The organism is Vibrio sp. Isolate22 (genome assembly GCF_022398115.1).
GTDB lineage: Bacteria > Pseudomonadota > Gammaproteobacteria > Enterobacterales > Vibrionaceae > Vibrio.
In genome coordinates this window covers 1-18,266 of sequence record NZ_JAKEUW010000022.1, presented here as the reverse complement: position 1 = coordinate 18,266, position 18,266 = coordinate 1, and the positions used below count along the sequence as shown (strand labels likewise).

The 18,266-nt window shown below is 49.2% G+C and carries 23 protein-coding genes, 1 tRNA gene and 1 pseudogene; 3 read left to right on the top strand and 22 right to left on the bottom strand.

Features of this window, described 5'->3' with window-relative positions; genetic code table 11:
* Positions 1-9: 9 nt before the first annotated feature.
* The 13 genes from L1D55_RS14060 to L1D55_RS14000 form a co-directional block, all read right to left on the bottom strand.
* Positions 10-1,002: a type II secretion system F family protein gene (locus L1D55_RS14060; protein WP_239917851.1), complete on the bottom strand. Its 993-nt coding sequence runs from the start codon at positions 1,000-1,002 to the stop codon at positions 10-12.
* The gene (locus tag L1D55_RS14055) at positions 986-2,671 is read right to left on the bottom strand and encodes an ATPase, T2SS/T4P/T4SS family (RefSeq protein ID WP_239917850.1); all 1,686 of its coding nucleotides are present in this window, start codon (positions 2,669-2,671) and stop codon (positions 986-988) included. The genes L1D55_RS14060 and L1D55_RS14055 overlap by 17 nt, the downstream gene beginning before the upstream one ends.
* Positions 2,671-3,372, bottom strand: a complete 702-nt coding sequence (locus L1D55_RS14050) for a hypothetical protein (RefSeq protein WP_239917849.1) — start codon at positions 3,370-3,372, stop codon at positions 2,671-2,673. The genes L1D55_RS14055 and L1D55_RS14050 overlap by 1 nt, the downstream gene beginning before the upstream one ends.
* Position 3,373: 1 nt before the next feature.
* Positions 3,374-4,486: a hypothetical protein gene (locus L1D55_RS14045; protein WP_239917848.1), complete on the bottom strand. Its 1,113-nt coding sequence runs from the start codon at positions 4,484-4,486 to the stop codon at positions 3,374-3,376.
* Positions 4,487-4,554: 68 nt separating this feature from the next.
* A complete protein-coding gene (locus L1D55_RS14040; RefSeq protein ID WP_239917847.1) occupies positions 4,555-6,075 on the bottom strand; it encodes a type II and III secretion system protein in 1,521 nt (506 codons plus the stop codon).
* A complete protein-coding gene (locus tag L1D55_RS14035; RefSeq protein ID WP_275665311.1) occupies positions 6,072-7,343 on the bottom strand; it encodes a hypothetical protein in 1,272 nt (423 codons plus the stop codon). Before L1D55_RS14035 ends, L1D55_RS14040 begins: the two co-directional genes overlap by 4 nt.
* A 263-nt stretch (positions 7,344-7,606) precedes the next feature.
* Positions 7,607-7,879, bottom strand: a complete 273-nt coding sequence (locus L1D55_RS14030) for a hypothetical protein (protein ID WP_239917845.1) — start codon at positions 7,877-7,879, stop codon at positions 7,607-7,609.
* A gap of 5 nt (positions 7,880-7,884) precedes the next feature.
* Positions 7,885-8,802 (bottom strand): DUF1281 domain-containing protein, encoded by a 918-nt coding sequence (locus L1D55_RS14025; protein ID WP_239917844.1) that lies wholly within the window; start codon positions 8,800-8,802, stop codon positions 7,885-7,887.
* Positions 8,803-8,934: 132 nt separating this feature from the next.
* On the bottom strand, positions 8,935-9,210 hold the full coding sequence (locus tag L1D55_RS14020; protein ID WP_102420885.1) for a hypothetical protein: 276 nt from the start codon (positions 9,208-9,210) through the stop codon (positions 8,935-8,937).
* A gap of 89 nt (positions 9,211-9,299) precedes the next feature.
* Complete coding sequence (locus L1D55_RS14015) at positions 9,300-9,641, bottom strand: hypothetical protein (protein WP_102333121.1); 342 nt, start codon at positions 9,639-9,641, stop codon at positions 9,300-9,302.
* Between the two features lie 78 nt (positions 9,642-9,719).
* Entirely contained in the window at positions 9,720-9,953 is a 234-nt protein-coding gene (locus L1D55_RS14010; protein WP_239917843.1) for a hypothetical protein, read from the bottom strand.
* 74 nt (positions 9,954-10,027) lie between these two features.
* Entirely contained in the window at positions 10,028-10,546 is a 519-nt protein-coding gene (locus tag L1D55_RS14005) for a hypothetical protein (RefSeq protein WP_239917842.1), read from the bottom strand.
* A 123-nt stretch (positions 10,547-10,669) separates the two neighbouring features.
* Positions 10,670-11,113 carry a DUF3577 domain-containing protein gene (locus L1D55_RS14000; RefSeq protein WP_136985709.1) on the bottom strand — a complete coding sequence of 148 codons (444 nt, stop codon included), beginning with the start codon at positions 11,111-11,113 and terminating at the stop codon, positions 10,670-10,672.
* A gap of 450 nt (positions 11,114-11,563) precedes the next feature.
* Here L1D55_RS14000 and L1D55_RS13995 point away from each other — a divergent pair, with 450 nt between their 5' ends.
* Entirely contained in the window at positions 11,564-12,028 is a 465-nt protein-coding gene (locus L1D55_RS13995; RefSeq protein WP_239917841.1) for a DUF2726 domain-containing protein, read from the top strand.
* A 25-nt stretch (positions 12,029-12,053) separates the two neighbouring features.
* On the opposite strand, the gene L1D55_RS13990 is transcribed toward L1D55_RS13995, so the two are convergent.
* Positions 12,054-12,356 carry a hypothetical protein gene (locus tag L1D55_RS13990; RefSeq protein WP_239917840.1) on the bottom strand — a complete coding sequence of 101 codons (303 nt, stop codon included), beginning with the start codon at positions 12,354-12,356 and terminating at the stop codon, positions 12,054-12,056.
* A gap of 398 nt (positions 12,357-12,754) precedes the next feature.
* Between L1D55_RS13990 and L1D55_RS13985 the strand changes: the two genes are divergently transcribed.
* Together L1D55_RS13985 and L1D55_RS13980 are read left to right on the top strand one after the other, a co-directional pair.
* Positions 12,755-12,829, top strand: a tRNA-Gly gene (locus tag L1D55_RS13985).
* 23 nt (positions 12,830-12,852) lie between these two features.
* On the top strand, positions 12,853-13,134 hold the full coding sequence (locus L1D55_RS13980; RefSeq protein WP_239917839.1) for a hypothetical protein: 282 nt from the start codon (positions 12,853-12,855) through the stop codon (positions 13,132-13,134).
* A 12-nt stretch (positions 13,135-13,146) separates the two neighbouring features.
* Here the strand turns inward: L1D55_RS13980 and L1D55_RS13975 are convergent, their stop codons facing one another.
* The 8 genes and pseudogenes from L1D55_RS13975 to L1D55_RS13940 form a co-directional block, all read right to left on the bottom strand.
* Positions 13,147-13,668: a hypothetical protein gene (locus tag L1D55_RS13975; protein ID WP_239917838.1), complete on the bottom strand. Its 522-nt coding sequence runs from the start codon at positions 13,666-13,668 to the stop codon at positions 13,147-13,149.
* 10 nt (positions 13,669-13,678) lie between these two features.
* Positions 13,679-14,047 (bottom strand): hypothetical protein, encoded by a 369-nt coding sequence (locus L1D55_RS13970; protein WP_239917837.1) that lies wholly within the window; start codon positions 14,045-14,047, stop codon positions 13,679-13,681.
* Positions 14,044-14,286, bottom strand: coding sequence for a hypothetical protein (locus tag L1D55_RS13965; RefSeq protein ID WP_239917836.1), 243 nt, complete (start codon positions 14,284-14,286; stop codon positions 14,044-14,046). The genes L1D55_RS13970 and L1D55_RS13965 overlap by 4 nt, the downstream gene beginning before the upstream one ends.
* A 78-nt stretch (positions 14,287-14,364) precedes the next feature.
* Positions 14,365-14,592: a hypothetical protein gene (locus L1D55_RS13960; RefSeq protein WP_055318511.1), complete on the bottom strand. Its 228-nt coding sequence runs from the start codon at positions 14,590-14,592 to the stop codon at positions 14,365-14,367.
* Positions 14,589-16,712 (bottom strand): DNA topoisomerase III, encoded by a 2,124-nt coding sequence (locus L1D55_RS13955; RefSeq protein ID WP_239917835.1) that lies wholly within the window; start codon positions 16,710-16,712, stop codon positions 14,589-14,591. Before L1D55_RS13955 ends, L1D55_RS13960 begins: the two co-directional genes overlap by 4 nt.
* Positions 16,713-16,807: 95 nt before the next feature.
* The gene (locus tag L1D55_RS13950; protein WP_019821570.1) at positions 16,808-17,041 is read right to left on the bottom strand and encodes a hypothetical protein; all 234 of its coding nucleotides are present in this window, start codon (positions 17,039-17,041) and stop codon (positions 16,808-16,810) included.
* 14 nt (positions 17,042-17,055) lie between these two features.
* On the bottom strand, positions 17,056-17,493 hold the full coding sequence (locus L1D55_RS13945; protein WP_239917834.1) for a single-stranded DNA-binding protein: 438 nt from the start codon (positions 17,491-17,493) through the stop codon (positions 17,056-17,058).
* A gap of 559 nt (positions 17,494-18,052) precedes the next feature.
* Positions 18,053-18,266: pseudogene (locus L1D55_RS13940) on the bottom strand (IS30 family transposase); the annotation flags it as partial.

Genomic DNA, 18,266 nt, shown 5'->3' with positions numbered 1-18,266 from the left:
TGTGTTTCCTTAGAGTTGTATCGAGATAAAAAGGGATGCCATGGCGCTACCCACTAGGGCAGCGAGCAGCAAGATGCCCAGAACTAAAATGACTTTTGGGACAATGAGTTTCAGCGTGGCCATTTTTTTCGATAAATGGCGGTGGTGTTGCTCGGCGCTTTTTTCAAGCAAGGTCGAAAGTGGTGCGATATCTCCCATGACATTGAGGTTGACCTGCGCGTCACGGAGCAAAAGCCCTGTATCGAGCGCGCGACCTGGGTTGGTTTCGGTTTCAAGTTGGCGCTGCATTTGATTGAGGTGCGATTTCAAGTAACGAGACGAATACGCGTCCACCTCCGTCATGGCCGCTTTGAGACTCATGCCCGCTTGTGACAAGTTGGCTAATGTGGATAAAAGGTTGCCCGCTACCGCCGTGCGATAGTCGCAAAACGGCCAGAGTTTATCGGCCATATCGCGCCCTTGCCCGGTCCACACCGGCATAAGCAGCGCTTGGACAATCAAGGTGCCAATAAAGAGGCTCAACGCCACCAGTCCTGGCCCAGAGACCGCCTCTCGAACCTGACTGGCCATGGAGTACTCAAGACCCGCCGTCGTAATGATTTCCCCGCTGATATACACGCCTAATACGCCAAGTCCCAGTAAAGTCAGCAGCGGAAAAGCCATCATAAGCAAGAGAGATTTCATGACGCCTTGACCGCCTTCGAGCTCTTTAATGGCAATATCTAAGCCGCTTTTGAGCTGACCATTTTGCTCAGCAATGGCAAGGGTAGATACGACCACGGGCGAGAGCCAGCCACGGAGCACATCGGTAAAGCGTTTGCCTTCCCCTGGCGCTTTGAGCCCCGCTTGCCCAATTTTTTGCGCGCTCCCTGAGCCACTGCTTGCCAGCTTTTGGCAAAAGTCTTTGGTGGTCATGCCGTACTGCGCGCAGGTACGCCACTGCTCAAGGAGGGCGGTTTGGTCTTTTTTGTCAAACAACCACTGTTCAAGAGACACTGACATGACTGACCTCCGCTTGCTTTGAGGTCGCTTGCTCATCCATCTCTTGCCCCATTTGTTGGTACAAAGATTGGGAAGACACGGGCATTAGGCCATCCACCTGCTCAGAGGCGGACGCAATGTCCACTTGACCAAGCGCGATGCGATGCAGCGTATGACGACGAATGTCGGGCCAGCCTTGCGCCTGCAGATAACGACTCCAGCCCAAATAGTCCTGCGCTTTGATGAACTCACGGTCGGCGTCCTCAATAGCAATAAGCTCTAGCACCAACAAGCGGCCTCTTTCCCCCGTTTGACGGCAATACTTGCAGCCTGCGGGATGCTTTACGCGCACTTGATGATGCGCCTCGGGTAACAGCGTCGAAATCTGAGTCAACTTGGTTTGATAGGCGGCTTGCTCATTGTGATGCTCGTACACCGCTTTCGCTTCATCCAGCGTTAAGGCGCAGTGCGGACACAACTTTCGCACCAGCTTTTGGTGGGTAAAGAGTTGCATTAACCCTGGCGCTGAAACAATGGAAGACGGGATACCAAGCTGCTCAATAAAAATAGCCGGCACCCCAAGCGCACTATTGGCGTGCAAGGTCGAGAGAGCCAAACCACCCGTTTCACCTTTACGCGTAAACTCTTTGGTGGTGTCATGACTTCGAAGCTCACCAAACGAGGTGATGTCGATGTCTTGACGAAGCTGCTCTAAGGCATAAAAGGTGTAGTCTAGGTATTGCCCCGAGCCATCGACCAACTCACGCTTAGGCTCAACCAAAGTTTTCGTGATGCCCGTTTGCTCAAACTCAATCGGGTCTTCGAGCGTATGGCAACAACGCGCCACACGGTCAACCGTGTCAAACAAGGCGTACACTAACGAGGTTTTTCCTGAGCCCATGGGGCCGGTGAGCACAATAATGCCTGAGCGGCGCTGCATTTTACTTTCCAGTAAATCGCGTTGAGCAGGCAATAAGTCCATATTGTCGAGCGTGAGCGGCTCACCAAGAGGCGTCAGACAACGCAGCACCAATTTGATGCCGTGGCTGAGTGGCATCATCGCGACGCGCCACTCCACCATCATAGTCACGCGGTGACGTTGCCCTTCCTCATCCAGCTTTGTCACGGAGCAAGGGAGCTCAAAGCGGTCATTAAGTGGCAGTCTGGGTGAATAGTTGGAGTTACCCAAACTGAAGATATACGCCGCCAAAGATTGACCTACCGCGCGGTCGAGTCGCTCAGCGCTCTCCCCGCCAGCAAAGGTTTTGAGCCTTTCACGGCGCCCATCCACGCGCAGTAAAATCTGAGTGCTGTTGCGATGCACTTCAAGGTGAATATCAGAGGCTTTGACCTCCACCGCCGCTTGACATAGCTGCGTCAGTTTATCGCCATAAGCCGACTCCAGCGCCGCTTGCGTCTCTTGATTGAGTAGCGTGCGCGCCATATCAAGTAAGGTTTGTACGCGCGTCTCATCGGTTAACTTCACCATCGGGGGGCGCGCAAAAAATCGCCCGCCACTGAGCGATTCCGTCTCTTGCACGTAACGGCGAATAACGGCGTGTTTTGGGCTGTCATAACAGTCCACCCAAATCACTCCGTCTTCATCCACAATGGTGTGGCCATCTTCGATGCACAACTCAAGTAAGGTTTGGTCGTGCAATAAAGACAAGTCATGTCTGGATTCATTCATCAAAACCCCTCCATACTTAGAAAGCGCTGCGCGCCGTTATCACGCAAGCGAACGCCTTGCTCACTCACACTGACAATCGACAAGGTTCCAACCACGGTGCCTTTTTGCACTTTATGCCAACGGCCATGCACGTTAATGCGGGCTTGCCACGCGCCGTTGTCGATTTGCACAAGGCTGCCCAGCACCACATCAGCGTCTTTCTGCTCTCCAGATGTTGAAGGTGCATTCACCACAGGGGTCACGCTGACGGGTGCGCCGATGAGGCTCAACTCGGTCTCCAGACTGTCCGGTTGCGAACGTAAATGTTGCTCACGCACCTGCGCATCAAGCGTCGCCATGTTGAGCTCAGACAGCTTATTCAGGTACGTCTCAATATCGTCGCTAAGAGGAGGCAGGGGTGCGACCGACTTTGGCTCAAGATTGAGTTTGGCTATTTGCTGAGCGACACCCTCACTGACAGCCTCGACAGGTTGGTCCTGCTTTGCGTCTAGAGTCATCGGTGCCTCGGCGCTTAATGTTGATAAAGGCGTTGAAGCAGACGCCTCACTATCCGGTTCGACATGGTTGTCTTGCTCGGAGTGCTCCGCAGAAGTACCCGCGTACTCAGACTCAACGTCAGGAAATAACGTGGTGTAGCCCATGCCTACAGCTGCCACGCCCATCAAGGCGATGAGACCAATTTTAATTGGGGGAAGGGTCATATTAGAGACCTCCATATAAAGTGATGGAAAAAGAGAGTGACCAACGATGTGGGCTCACCGGTGTGAGTGTGAACGCATTCATCGAGATCGGCATGACCGCAAACAGCGCCGCCAGGGTGTTAAGCTCTGAGGCGCTCACCCCTTGATGCGTCACCTCCCAGGTTTGACTTTGCCAAGAGCTTGATGCTTTCTCGTGGGTCAACTGCGCGACAAACCCCATGGTCACGAGCGCGTCTTGCAAGCGCTGGTCTGTCGGCTGCATCGGCATTACGTGTGACTGCCAGTAAGGCAGCCCAGACGCGAGAGGTAAACGCAGCGTGTGTTGTTCCCCATCTCCATCTAAAAACGGAGAAAGCGAGTCATGTTGGCGCAACCATTGCTGCCACACAGCGATGAGGCCATTCGGCTCACGCTCAATCGTGGCCGTCAGCTCCGCGCCTTGTTGAGTCAAGCCTTTGGCTTTCCAACCTTGAGGCAATAATACTAGGTGGGTCGCGCCAAGTAGCGCCCCTTCCATGACCGAATGCGCGCTGACCGCTTCATGCAGTACCAAGCGATACATCCCCCATGGCGGGAGCGCTTTGGGCTCAGTCGAGTCGCTCTCATGACTCACTTGAGACGTTGCAGGCGTTTGAGGCTCAGGGTGCTGTACATATAGCGCTAAAGCGGCCATGACAACGAGCAACGCGCTCACTCCCATTATCACCTTGCGCTTTTGCAAACGCTGACGGGGCGGCGCTAACCGGTACTGCTCCAGTAAGTTCAACTCTTGGTCGCTTGGCGGCGCAATACGCTCAGGGTTTTCATCCACGGACTCAGCCTGTGAAGACTCAACCAACAAGATGTGTGAGGCGCCTGCATTGGCCGCGCACAGGTGATAGTGCGTGTCAGTCCAAATTTGGCGCACCACACCCCCATCAATCAAGGTCGCGTGCCACAGACCGTCAATGCACTCGATAATGGTGACATTTTGCTCATCAGCATTGTGCTCATTGAGCAGGCCGCGCGCGGTTAACACATCGAGCCACCATTCACTGCGCGCCACGCATTCACAATCACTGCCATACAGGCAGATCCAATTCCCTCGCTGTGACACGTACTGATAAGACTGCAAGCTGCGGCTTTTCAGGCGGCGAATGGTCTTAGTCACGTGACCGTGATGAGGAAGAGACAGTAACTCCATCATCCGTCCGCCCTCCGTGGAGTGAGGAGCACCAGCGTATCGACGCGCTGTTTCACTGCACTGTTACCCCCTAAAAAGGGAATACCCAGGAAGGTACTTTCTTCTGTCGTGGTGTCGATTTGTGACACCGAGGCCACCACTATCGTTTGTCCGTATTTGAGCTTGTTGGCAAAGTTGATTTTGGCTTCACGCATTTGTGGGAAGACCAAGGTTTCACCGCCCACCTCCTGCGTTTCCAGCGACTCAATTTTGGTTAACATGCCCGAGGTTCGAAGGTAAACGTGATTGCGTTGAATGTTCGGAACGACAATGAAATCCACCCCTTCACTACGCTTACCACGCTCGGTATCGGTGGTAATGACGCCCTCATCACTGTCAGAGCTGATGTTTTCAACAAACTCGATAATGCGCTCTTGGGTGATGTGGTTGGTCTGATGGTTTTGCACCAATATCGTGATCGGCGTTTCGGTCGACACCTGCCCTTGCTGGTTCAATGCATTAATCAAGGCCGTTGAGCCGGACCATTTGCCCCCGCCCGTAAACGCAAAACCAGGGCTCGATGAGCCAGAAACCAGGTTGGTACCTGGGATGAAAAAACTCAGGCTGCTGTCGCCGCCGATATCGCGAACGATATTCCAGTCAATTCCTCGGTCGTGACCCAGATTCGAACGAAACTCAAGCACCTGAACCTCCAAGGCCACTTGACGCGTCAGCGATTGTTTCGATTGCTCAACAAACGCCGCCACTTCACGCATGCGCCCTGGCGTGGTACGTACAATTAAGCGAGACAAAGACGGCACCGCTTGCACAGAGCCCACCAAAGCCTCTTGCCCTTCTCCCTCTCCGGTTAAATCTGGGTCGAGTTGCAATAACGCTTCCACACCCAAGGCCACTTCCCCGAACACATCCACATCACTGCTCGATAAAGTCACGTATTGCCCCTCCACTTTTGCAGAGGTTTCCTCATCGCCACTGCCTTCACTGTTTTCACCACTGCCAATCTGGTCGCTGAGCATTCCTGGCGGCAATTCAAGCTCAAACGTGCGAGACACAAAGCGTTCGACGTTCAATGTGTTCCCTTTAGGGGTAAAGCCGATATTTAGCTGACGCTCAATATCATTGAGTAATGCCGATAGTGAGCCGTCATGTTGAATACGCACGCGCGTATTCGGACTCACGCCCGCCCCAAACCACGCTTGTTTATCAAGGGGGGACAACACATCACTGAGTACCATGCTCAGTGGCAAGCCCGACGCGGGCGTGCTGACACGAACGGTCTTACTTAGATAGTCAGTATCGGTGCGGCGCTCAATCGGTATCAAGCTGGCCGGTGGCTGCTCAATGCGCTCGACTTTGAGAGACTCACGATGCCTGTGGCGCTCGATGTCACTGAGTACCGAGGCGGACTCATCATTGCGCTTGTCGTATTCATTGAGCCCAAGGGTTTCACACCCTGAGAGCGTTAAGAGCACGCCAATGAGACAGAAGGATTGAAAACCCGAGAGACGAAATAGGTTCATAATGGCGTCACCTCTTTGATGTAAATAGTTTTAGTCGCGTCTAGGCGCTGCGCTTTGAGTGGATAGGGACCGAGCAGCGTGGTCATGGCCATACTGATGTCCCCATCGATGGTCACCAATGGATAAGGCGTGAAGGTAAAGTCAGCCACAGGCCAAGACGATTTTTCATCCCAGCGCCAACCATAATGCTCAGTGACCTGCTTAGTCGCCGCTTTCAAGGTGTCACCTGAAGCCATTAAGGTCGTCACGCGTTCACCTTTCCACGGATGAAAAGCCAACAGCTTCGAAAGTGTGTTTGAGTACAGCGTTAACGTATTGAGAGACGGATTAGAGGCCGACAGTGCTTTCACAGCACCCGACAGTGAGCCCGTTCGAATAAAATCTTGCGTGGCCACTCCATCCAAAGCAGTCAAAAATGCCTCATCTTGAGCAAACGCCAATGGTTGGTCGCCATGTTTGTAAGCCCAGCGAGTTAATGCAGTGCGAAAGCTTTCTCCAGCGTGGACGCGGTAAGTGGTGAGTGCTTTTTTCTTCACAGACGACTTAGACGGTGTCGATTTTACTTTTGAAGTTGACGAGGCTTTAACCTGCATATCGCTGGCGAAAAACGCATCATTGTCATCCTCAAAACTGGACCACTCTTCTGATGAGGCGCTTTTCGATGCCAGCGACTTTTTCAGTTGCGGGGTCATGACAACACTTGACGTGCCGTCTTTTTTTGAAGGAGAGGCAGAAGATATCGATACGGCTTCGCTCGCTTTCACTGTGCCCACCAAAGGAGACTTCCCTTCTGAAAATCCAGTCACAGCCTTTGGCGCTTGCCACTCATATCCGTACTTGAGGCGAAAACCCACATTGCGCCGAACCACATCTTCTTCAAGCGAGAACGCTTGACCGCCAATGACTTGTAAGGCTTGTCGAAGGCTCATGTGCCCCATATCGGTATGACCCAAAGGCAACGGCTGCGCATAGAGCTGCGTTTCAGCGTAAGACGTTGGAGTGCGCAGCGACACTCCACTGCCTGACAATAAAAACTCGACACCGTCTTTGATGCTCATTTTGCTCATTACGGGTAAACGAGCTTCAATCGGCACGCCTAAGATGTCGGTCATTTGCTCGCCTGCCGAGCGTTCAATGACATAACGTGAGGTCTGCACGCTGCTGCCCGATAACTCGGGGGCAGTGCGAATATTTAATGGGGGTGGCGGCGCTTGTACAGGCTCAGGCGGGGTTTGACACCCGGCCAACAAGCCTGCAAAAGACAACATGAGCCAGCGCGTTTGCATATCATTCTCCTAACAATAAAAGACGTCCACACGCTAACAAAAAGGCAATAGAAAAATCTCGATTAGAATTGTCAAAATAAAGAAATTCTAATTGAGATTGTTTGTGAAATTTCTGATATCCTTACGGGAATATTTTATTAACTACCACCTTGTAAAAATAGAACTAGCGGTTGATGTTAACGATAGAAACAAAAACGCCAGCTTATCGCTGGCGTTTGTCGTTAAAAGACGTTAAGTAAATCAGATTATTTAGCTGAAAAAGTAAAAACCAACACGCTACGAAACCAATCGGGTTGATGGATATCGACCTCATGATTTTTCACCTGCAGCGTTAACTGCTCCAGTTCTTGAAGATGCGCACGGCACTCATTGTGAGCATAAATCAAAAAGCCGAACTCTTTTGTCCACTTCACCACAACCTCAACCACATCGATCGCGGCCTCTTGCGCTGACTGACTTTCCGTTATTTTGGCCACCGCCATGGTGCCTTCATCATCATATACATAGATAACCTGCATCAGTATTACCCTCCATAGTGAGAGAAATGCTCAAGCACATAGTCAGGCCCCACCACGTCGTAATAGCCCTCCTCGTTCTCTTGCTCAGAAAACACCAGGTCTTCCCAAATCTCTTCATGGTTAACCCCGTTTACATACTGGACGTAACCGGCAAAGGCGCAGCCGCATTCAGCAAAGAAGTGAGTGAGCGTGGTCTTTGGAAAACGACGCGCTAACACCTCTATCGGTGGTGTCGCCGGAGACCAGGCGGTATCAAATTCCAATTGATTCTCGCCAACCTCTAAAACAGAGACGCGATCCCACTTCGTGCCAAGGCGTTCAACGTTATCGTGATACCCCGATGGAGTTTGGCTATCGCGAGAAAACAAACCACCATTAAAGCCATTGAGCTCTACCAGTAACATCGGCGGCGCTAACGCACTAAGAGAAAAGTCCTTAGACACTTGCTCTAACTCAGGTAAATCAAGCTTTGCCCAAACAATATCGAGCGGTAATCGACGAAAATAGAGTCCTGTCCAATCTGATGCCTGTTTTTTCAGCAAAGGCACCATCTTCATTCTGGCAGCTTTCGGTAAGTCACCCCAATAACGCTGCTTGAGGCCGCTTTGATCAAAAAGCGCCAACAGCCACTGGCAGACCTCCTCATTGAGTGCCACATCGGGTTGTTTCATTAACGTGACAAACTTTGTAAACGCACGATTTTCTGGTGTTGAACTTCCCACCTCGCGAACAAGGTCTGGGTAGAGTTCAAAACTCATCGGGTAAGTGGGTTTTAACAGCCCACCGACACCGGCTAAAAACAGCTTAGCCGCCGCGCGTGACGCTTGTTGATGAAGCAGTGGTTTAGGTTGGGTCATAAGTTCGATGATGGCATCAGAATCAGGCCCATCGATATGAATTTGGTTTACACACCAATTTGGCATAATCAGTTCCTCTTAAAAAATAAAAGGATGCCCCACCTGGGAGACATCCCAGGTGGGTGGTGCGCAAAGCGCAATATGATTAAAAAAGCCCCTATCTAAGATAGAGGCTTTAAGGTTAAGTCGAATTGAGGTTTATTTAGCGATAGCAGCAACTAAAGCGATCAATGACACGACAAGTGGCGTGATAAGTAATATCGGCTGATATTTAATATCACGTACCATTTTCATCGTATCGATTAATAGCCTCTCTCGCTCAGCTTCAAACTTCTGTTCTTCGGCATTGAGCTTTTCTCGCTCAGCTTCGAACTTTCGCCCTTCAGCATTAAGCTTGTATGTATTAGACAAAGTTTGGTAAAGCTCGGCGTTCTCTTTTTCCAACTCTTCGATACGTTTTTGCTTTTCGCACATATATTTCTCCGTATTCATAAAATAAGAATAACAGAAAACCCCAATCCCCGACAGGAATAGAGGTTCCTGTCGGATGGGTTACATTACGGTTAGATCAACACTTCCACGACGTTATACGAAACATACGGACCATGAATGGTTCTCGTGGTACGTCGAACCACTCCTGCTTGCTCAAGAGCGCCTAAAAATCCAGCGTACTCGTCGCAATCTTTGATGGCCGTTTCATTCTCGTTGAAGTGATTGTTTGGTAAACACACCGTCGGAGTGCCCATAGGCTCCCCTGGAAACGAATCCGAAGCTTCATTTCGTTTTGTATCGGCAGTGCATAACTGGAGCGCGATTTGCTTGTTATTGCGATAGTGATGTTTAGAAACGTCACAATCGATTTTCTGCCCACCGGCCAGTGTTACCGTCACCATAAGTTGAGTCATATCATTTCTTCCTAATGTAAAAAAGAAGGAATGACCCCATAGAGGAGGCATTCCCCTCTATGGGTTTATGGGTTGCCCCTAATGTGAGCGACGCTGAAATCTCAGCGTGTTCACATTAGGGGTAGATTCATCCCACACCATGAAATCATGGCTAAGGCGTTGTTGGATCACTTCAATGTCTTCGACGGGGTAAAAGCGACCTTCACGCATCATAAAGCCAGCGTTTACCAGCTCTGGTGGTGAAATATCACTGCCCCTCGCCACAGAAAAAAGCGCCGTGGCTTTGGTCTGTAAAAGATTGAGTTTGTCCATCTTGCTCTCCTCAAAAATAAATAAGGAGAGCCGTCGCCAAAGGGGAACGAGTCCCCTGTGGGTTGGGTTAATAGTTAATTCAATTTCGCTTGTTCAATACGCGCCTCTAGGCGTGCATCAAAACGCGCGTCCAGCATGGTCTTTTTCCACCAATGAACCACCGCTTGCGGCTCATCAGCATCAAGAAGATAAAACGTACACAGCCAACTCACCACTTCGGGTTCGCTGTACAGCGTCTGTTTCAATTCAGTCCAATGAACGCCTGTTATCGCTTTACCGTTACGGAGTTTTTGTTCGATGTCATCGAATAAACCAGCGTAGTTGCAAGCTTTGAGATAACCGCGTTCATTTTCCTCCATGTTGGCTTCGCACTTAGAGCAAAACTCTTGGTCACACTCATGATGGTCACAGTGAGTACAATCCAATGAGTAAACTGAATTAATGCAACCACCCAGTAACTCATCAAATTCACGTCTTACAGCAGCTTGACCGCAGCAAGGACAGGGTTCTTCACTTGTGAAACCATTGGTGTCGAGTACGCTCTCTAGTACAAAGGCGTTATACGTCTCTTGAATCATCATTGTATTGTTCATTGTCGCTCTCCTAATATTGGCAAAAAGGAGAAACGTCGCCATAGGGGAACGTATCCCCTGTGGGTAATCAATGACAGTAATAAAAAGCCCCAACACACAAAAGTGTATTGGGGCAGTCAAACATCAAGCCGCTTGCTGATTTGCATCAGAACCAGTGGGTGCTGGCGATTGTACAAGTACAACGTCATTCACCTTCAGATACTTCACTTTGAGTAGACGCCCCTTAATGGTTGCGCCAAACTGACCCGCTTTCGTACTGTGGTTGCTTTGATAAGTAAAGGTGTCGAGCGAGATATCACTGATAGTAAAACTCAGTGAGCCTTTATCGCCACCTTGTTGGCTAAAGTCGTAGCTATCAAGACCATGCGCTTCAAAAAGCTCAATCGCCTCTTTCCCTACGACTTTGCAGTCAATGTACGTTCTTTCGTTATCATCACCACGTAAACACGTGATGGTGGTTGCGTAGAACGGGTCACCTTTTTTCGGTGTCACTTTTCTCACGCGGTTTAGAAAACCAAATCCATGAGTGTGAAGGTCGAAATAAGTGTTTTGATTGTTATCAGACATAATGTTTTCTCCGAGACAGGCTGCACGAGAAAAAATTACATCCCACCATGGGAAATAATTTTCCCGTGGGGGTGATAAAAAGTCGGTGTATAGCGCCAAAGCTCTATCAATAATAGGCTGAGGGCAGTTAAGTACGCTTTCACTTCTTTAAGAAGAAGCCACGACACATTTCAGAAAGCCATTTAAGGGGGGTTAACCCCGTGTGTTTAATACTATTCGTCAGTATTCAACGTTTAACATCCTGAGGATAACAGTCCAAATGGGCTTGTAAAGTGATTTATGTCACACCTTATTTGATTCATTTTTCATCATTCTAGAGGCCTTGTTTACGGATGCTTGAGGACTCAGTTATCACTTTTAAGAGTGTACGAACTCAATCTATGCAATTAGAATCATTTTATTCTGCCTATTAATCACTTTGGCTTCAGGACGTTCATAAGACAGGATGCAATGGACACAACACAAGATAACCTACGAAAAGCATTGGATAAGTCACCACTGTACAAGCGCTCAATACTCAATAAAAGTGAGCGGAATGTTTACTTTGCTTTAAAAAAGCTCACCAACTCATTTAAAGGCGAGTTCTACATTTATCCACAAATCAATCTTGGTGAAATTATTTCAGCGCCGGACTCTCCAATCGGTACTGCCGCTTACTCTGCGATTAATTCTAAACGCGTTGACTTTTGTATTGCCGATCGTCATTTCAACCCCATTGCCGTTATTGAATTTCAAGGGGAAGGCCACTTCCAAGGCGACGAAAAACTCCGGGATGATATCAAATACAAAGCAGCAACAAAGGCCGGCATTTACTATGAGCCCATCTATGATAGTGAGTTGTCACGATTAGATGTCGTACTAGAAACTCGTTTAAAGCCGATCCTAGACATTGCCAATATAAAAAACCGCCCCTAACCTGACGGTCAGAGGCGGTTTGTCATCAATGTTGCTCACGTTGCCATTGCAACGTACTTTGCACATCATTGTACCATTTTGGTAGGTGCTTCAAGACATGCTTGTAGACACCTTTATCGTTTGGGAAGCGCTCTGGCCAGCGCTTCGCTCTTTGATACAAGCTTTCCATAATAAGATTTGCTTTCTCTTCCTTCCAAGCAAAATAGTTCGACATTCGCTCAGAAGACCAAAACACACTACAACAAGTAGCCTGCTCCAACTTCAATTGAGTTGGCAAATCGACCAGTGGTAAGGCTTGACCCGCTAAAATAATAATACCAGACATCATGTTTTCTCCAAGATAGATTGCACGAGAAAACTATGTCCCCACAAGGAAAACAAGTTTCCCGCGTGGGTGGTAAAAAGTTGGTGTATCGCACCAAAACTCTACCATTTCGTAGGTTAAGGGCAGTTAAGTACGCCTTCACTTCTTTAAAAAGAAGCCGCGACACGTTTCAGAAAGCCATTTAAGGGCGGTTAAACCCGTGTGCTTGATACTCTTGACGTGAGTAACGGACGTTTTAAATATCTTCTCAACAAAAATTGACTATCAGGATCTATAAGCGTCCTTATCAGCAAACCCAGTTTCCCCCCCCCCCTTGAACCAAAACGATTATTCGTTACAATGCTTGCGCCAGTGGGATACAGGAACTCCATTGGCCGAAGCTCTATCACAGGCGCTTCGTTGCGTGCATCGTATAATGGCTATTACCTCAGCCTTCCAAGCTGATGATGCGGGTTCGATTCCCGCTGCACGCTCCAACTCACGCTCTAAGGTAGTCCTCATGCAAACGCCCCCTTCTGACGAAATGAAACAAGCTAAAAAAGCCTTCAAAGCCAGCTTAAAATCGTATCTGGCTCAGTTTGATGAGTGGACTGAAACACCAGACGTCAGCGTCATACTGGACGCTTTTAAACCCGTCATATTCCAAGAATCCATGGAGCTCATCGGTAAAAGCAAAACCAAAGTAGCCAGAACGCTCAACGTGAACCGTGGCGTGCTGTCTAAAGTACTGCAGCAGCATCCAAAGCCTATGCTCAATATTGATGAAAAGTCGCAGAGCTGAAACAAAAACCACTCACTTTTTGTCGTTACCTTCTGACAATGCAGCTAATCTATCTTCAACCGCAAACACATAAGGGCTTAAAAACAACGTAAACTGAATGTTTTCGCATAACTCTCCTGATATGTGAATATCGTGAAGCCCCACGAGATACCAACCTTCTTCTTTATGCTTCTTCATCCATTGAACCAAGTCTCTGATTTCATCATGCTTCAACAGGCTCAAGTCCTGGATATAGTCATTGTTAAAGTCGGTTCCTATATACCGAGGATTACTCAAGGATAAGTAACCCTCTCCTTTGTAAGGGAGAACACTGGTATGAACCACATCAATTCCATAATCAAAATACGCATAGGGTATATGCGCGAGCAGGTAGCGAGACGCTTCAACAGATAACGTGAACTGGCTTTGCTCTAGTCTCTCTTCAATGTCGACGTTAGGCGAAATAGCTCCTACCGCTATCAGCGTTTTTTTAGATTGGTACTCATGATGACTTTCTGAGCAATAATGCAATCGAATGGGAATGTCACATCTCATGTCAGTTCTCCTAGAGTGGTTCAACCGAAGAAAGCACAAGAGAAGCGTTTAACTTACGCAGCAACAACTCAATAAAACCTTGCACATCGGCACTGTCCCAGAGATCAACCGTAATATGATTCACTCGGCAGGAATCCTGCAAATCAAACCCTGTCGGGATGTGGGGCTGACACCCCACATTGATCGTAATCTCGAACGAATCCCCACTCAACACATGAAGGGGTTGGGGGGCTCGATAACAATAATGCGCCACTGTTTTTCCTGACCAGACAGGCTCCAGCGCCTCCACGAGTTTATCAAAGCTACCCTTGTATTGTGAATGAAGCCGAAGCGCTTCCGAGCCACTGTAATGATCATCAAATAACGATTCGTGTCTCATCGTTTTACTCCTCCATCTCTACCGTAGGTTTTCATCATAACGTCATGCGCGACTTTCAATTTTTTCACCCCGTTATAGATATTGCGGCGCGAAACGCCGGTGATAAACTCCGCCAACTCGTAAGTGTGGCCATGAATAATGCGAAGGCGCACCGCCTTTCGAGTATTGTTAGGGAAGTCCCGCTCTGAATACATCGACAACAACGCATCCAGGTGCCTTTCTGTGAGAAATTGCCTCATATCCCTCTCACCCATTAAGCGCTTAAAGCTGAATATTTGTGTCGTCTAGCCGACTCATTATTCAATGCTTTCTTGGATTCAAACCTCAGACGAACCAATCCACTGCTCACCGAGGTAAGCATCCCAACCGTCTGGACTCACGGAGAAATAATCGACACACTCCAGCGCATCGTGCGTCCACCCGCCCTTAGGGGCGTGGTACTGAACCACTTCCACCCCCTCTAGGCTCAGAATACGAAGCAATGCCAATGTGCGTCCTTCCATCAGGTCAGGCTCAGCCGGTGATAACGAACGGGCGACTATCATGAGCCCATCTCCTTTCCTAATTTGCCTTTGTCATCGAAATGACGCTTCTGACAGCCTTGCTTCCACGCGCTGCAGCTCCAATAGAAACTGCCTTTGTTTTTCCCAGACTTTCGCACCAACACGCCTTTGCCACAGGCACATTTTTGATTTTTGGCGGGCTTGCCGCGCACGCTATCGAGAATAAGGCCACATTGCTCGCGGTCTTCACACGCCCAAAACGGTTTCTTGGTTGAGCGAAGACGCATTGTTTTGCCACACAACGGGCAGGGCGCTTCGGGCTCTACGACTTTCGGTAAGTTGATGGTGATGTCACCGGACTTCACCTTACTAACAATGGCTCGCACAAACCCTTCCTGGTTTTGCATAAAGGCATCGAGGCTCATCTCTCGCTTGGCAATACTCTCTAATGACTGCTCCCAAATTGCGGTCATCACCGGGTTGCTCACTTCATTGGGCAACGCCTGAATCAAACCGCGCCCTGCTTCGCTACTTAGGAGCTTTTTTCCTTTTGCTTCCACAAAGCCGCGCTTTTTGAGCGTCTCAATGATGGCCGCGCGCGTCGCTTGCGTGCCAAGCCCCGCCGTCTCTTTCAAAATCGCTTTGAGCTGAGCGGGGATATTGTCGCTGCGCGCAATATTGGCCATCGCATCGAGGAGCGTTCCTTCGGTAAACGCAGAAGGCGGCGTGGTTTTCTTACTCACCACATTGACCTGAGAAAACGTCAGCGCCTGACCAACCGTGAGAGAGGGCAAAGATTGAGACATACTGTCTTCGCTCTTCCCTTTCCCCTCTTCTTTTTCTTCTTTCGCCACAATTCGCCAACCTTTGACGCGCTCCACTTTGCCGGAGGTTTTAAAGCGGTGACCCCCACACTGCAATTCAATCACGGTGGCGTCATCTTCGGCGTGCGGATAGAACTGAGCCACGTAACGCTGCACGATGGCCTGATACACGTGTTTTTCGCGCTCCGTCAATCCGGTGAGTACCGGCGCTTTCGCGGTGGGAATGATGGCGTGGTGAGAGCTCTGCGCCACTTTTTTATCGTTCCAGCACGCACTGCTTATTGCCTCGTCCGCGCCTTGACACATCGATGCAAACTCAGAAGTCTGACCCAGCGACTTCAAGATTTGAGTCACTTCGCCCTGCTGACTCACCGGTAAGAACGCGCAATCGGTTCGCGGATAGGTGGTCAGTTTGTGTTTTTCATACAAGGCTTGCGCTGTATCGAGTACTTGCTGCGCGGTGTAACCGAACTGAGCCGACATGACCTTCTGCAGAGAGCCCAAGAAAAACAGCGCAGGATGTTTGGCTTTTTGCCGTTTGGTATCAAACACCGTCACAGTCGCCGCTTGTCCCTGACAGTCACGAACCACACACTCAGCCACCTCACGGGACAAACAGCGCCCTGATTCATCACTCTGCGCCTCTGGTGCTTGCCATTTAGACGAAAAGCCCGTGTCACCCATCACGTCATAAAACGGTTTCGAGACAAAGTGAGCGATGGCCAAGTCTCGCTCAACCACTAACCGCAAGGTGGGCGTTTGGACGCGGCCCACCGATAAGGCGCCACGATAACCGGCTTCTCGCCCAACCAAAGAGCAAAGCCGCGTTAGGTTCATGCCCAGCAACCAGTCAGCTTGACTGCGACCAAGTCCTGCCCAATACAGCGATTCGGTTTCACTGCCAGGTTTGAGATTATCCAGACCTTTACGAATGCTCGCTTCGTCTAAGGCGCTGAGCCAAAGTCGAGAGACTTGACCTTGATAGCCCACAAACTCCAAAATCTCACGGGCAATCACTTCCCCTTCACGGTCGGCATCGGTGGCTATCACCACCTCTGTCGCGCTGGCCAATAATTTCTTGATGACATTGAACTGTTTTTTCTTATCGGCTGGCACCACCATTTGCCAGGTCGATGGCACGATGGGAAGCGTGTCATAAGACCAAGCTTTTAATGCGGAGTCATAATGCTCCGGGTCAGCTTGAGACAGAATATGACCAAATCCCCAGGTCACGACCACACCTTGGCCGCGCAGCGCCCCCTCGATTTTTTCATGACAACCAAGTACTTTGGCAATGTCTCGTCCTTGAGACGGTTTTTCACATAAAAGCACACGCATGGTTTACCTCCAACCTACACACAAACAAGGTGACCACGTCACCTTTAGAGTACCTTCTCGATGAAGAAGGCACTGACCCAATAACAAGTCACCCATCATGATGTTGTCACCTTGCTGGCGAGTTGCTTCTTCACCCAACCAGGCGTGACCTTACTGAGCGTCATTCCTTCACGGTTGCCAATTAAAGCTTGCTGCACTTGCGAACAAAATGGCTCTTGCGCTTTCACGCCGAGCTCTGCTTGAGCGCGTTGGTCGGCGTCACCACTTCGGCGCGACCGTACACGAAATCGAAGCGCCGCAATCGCGTTAGATAAATTTACTCCTCTCATCTCTCACCCACCTTTTAAAGTTCAGGTTGAGAGGCTGGGTTATTATGCGCCCCTGATTGTTGCGGCTTTTTTAATAACACCGCATCCACACGCTGCGCCATGATGGTAATTAACGAAGCCGTTAATGCCATGCCTGACGTCATTTGGCCTGGGTTATTTTTATCTTCCCAAACGTCGATGCGGAGTTCGCCTTCAATACGCACGCGCATGCCTTTTTGTAATAACTTACTTAACGCCTCAGCGTCACGCCCCCAATAACTGATATCCACCCAAAACCCGCCCTTATCTTCATAAGGACGCTCTGGGTCTTGTGTTTTAATTAAACGGTCGTACTTGACGTTAAATTTTAATAACGGTCTAGCTTCACCATTCGAGCGGTCATTCGCCGGCTGCCAACGCAATTCTGGTGTCATACCAATATTGCCATCAAAAATAAAAAGACCTTTTGCCATCTGTTTTTCTCCTTTGAATAAAGTCACGAGAAACAGTATCAAAAAGGCAATAGGAAAATCTCAATTAGAATTGTCAAAATAAAGTATTTCTAATTGAGATTATTTTAATTATTTCTGTTACACTATTTAAAGTCACGCCCAATTATAATTTATTATTATACTCATCACGTATCAATACACAGAACTGATCGCTTAACGCTTTATTTCTTTTGCCTCACCCCTTTGCTTTCCCTTTCCCCTCCTGCCTCAACCAATAATATATTGAACCATCAACAAGGTTGTCGCGTTCGCTCCATTTTTCACCTTGCTACTGCCTCATCCGTGTTATTTCTCTTTACTGCCTAATTTATTGACACCTTGCCTCAACGTAATACCGAAATCCCCCGTTTTTATCCCCGTCCCCCTCAGCGCTGATCGCCTTGCTCACCGCTGAGGGGGCCTGTTTGCGCCACATTGAAGCCGTTTAATGGTTTACTGAGGCAAATTCTTACCTTAAGGTTATCTAGAAACCTGTTTTACTTGAGCCCGAATTCAAGTCCGAAGTGCGACACTTCCCCATTTAAGCAGCCATGCACATTTCTTTGAATATCACGGCTGGCTGTTTAAAGCCTAAACACTTCTTTGGCCTGTAATTTATTCTTGCCATGGCGAGAGATATCACGTCCTCACTAACTTCACGTAAATCAGAACCTTTCGGTACATATTGACGAAGCAGACCGTTAGCATTCTCGTTTGCTCCACGCTCCCATGAACTGTATGGATGTGCAAAGTAA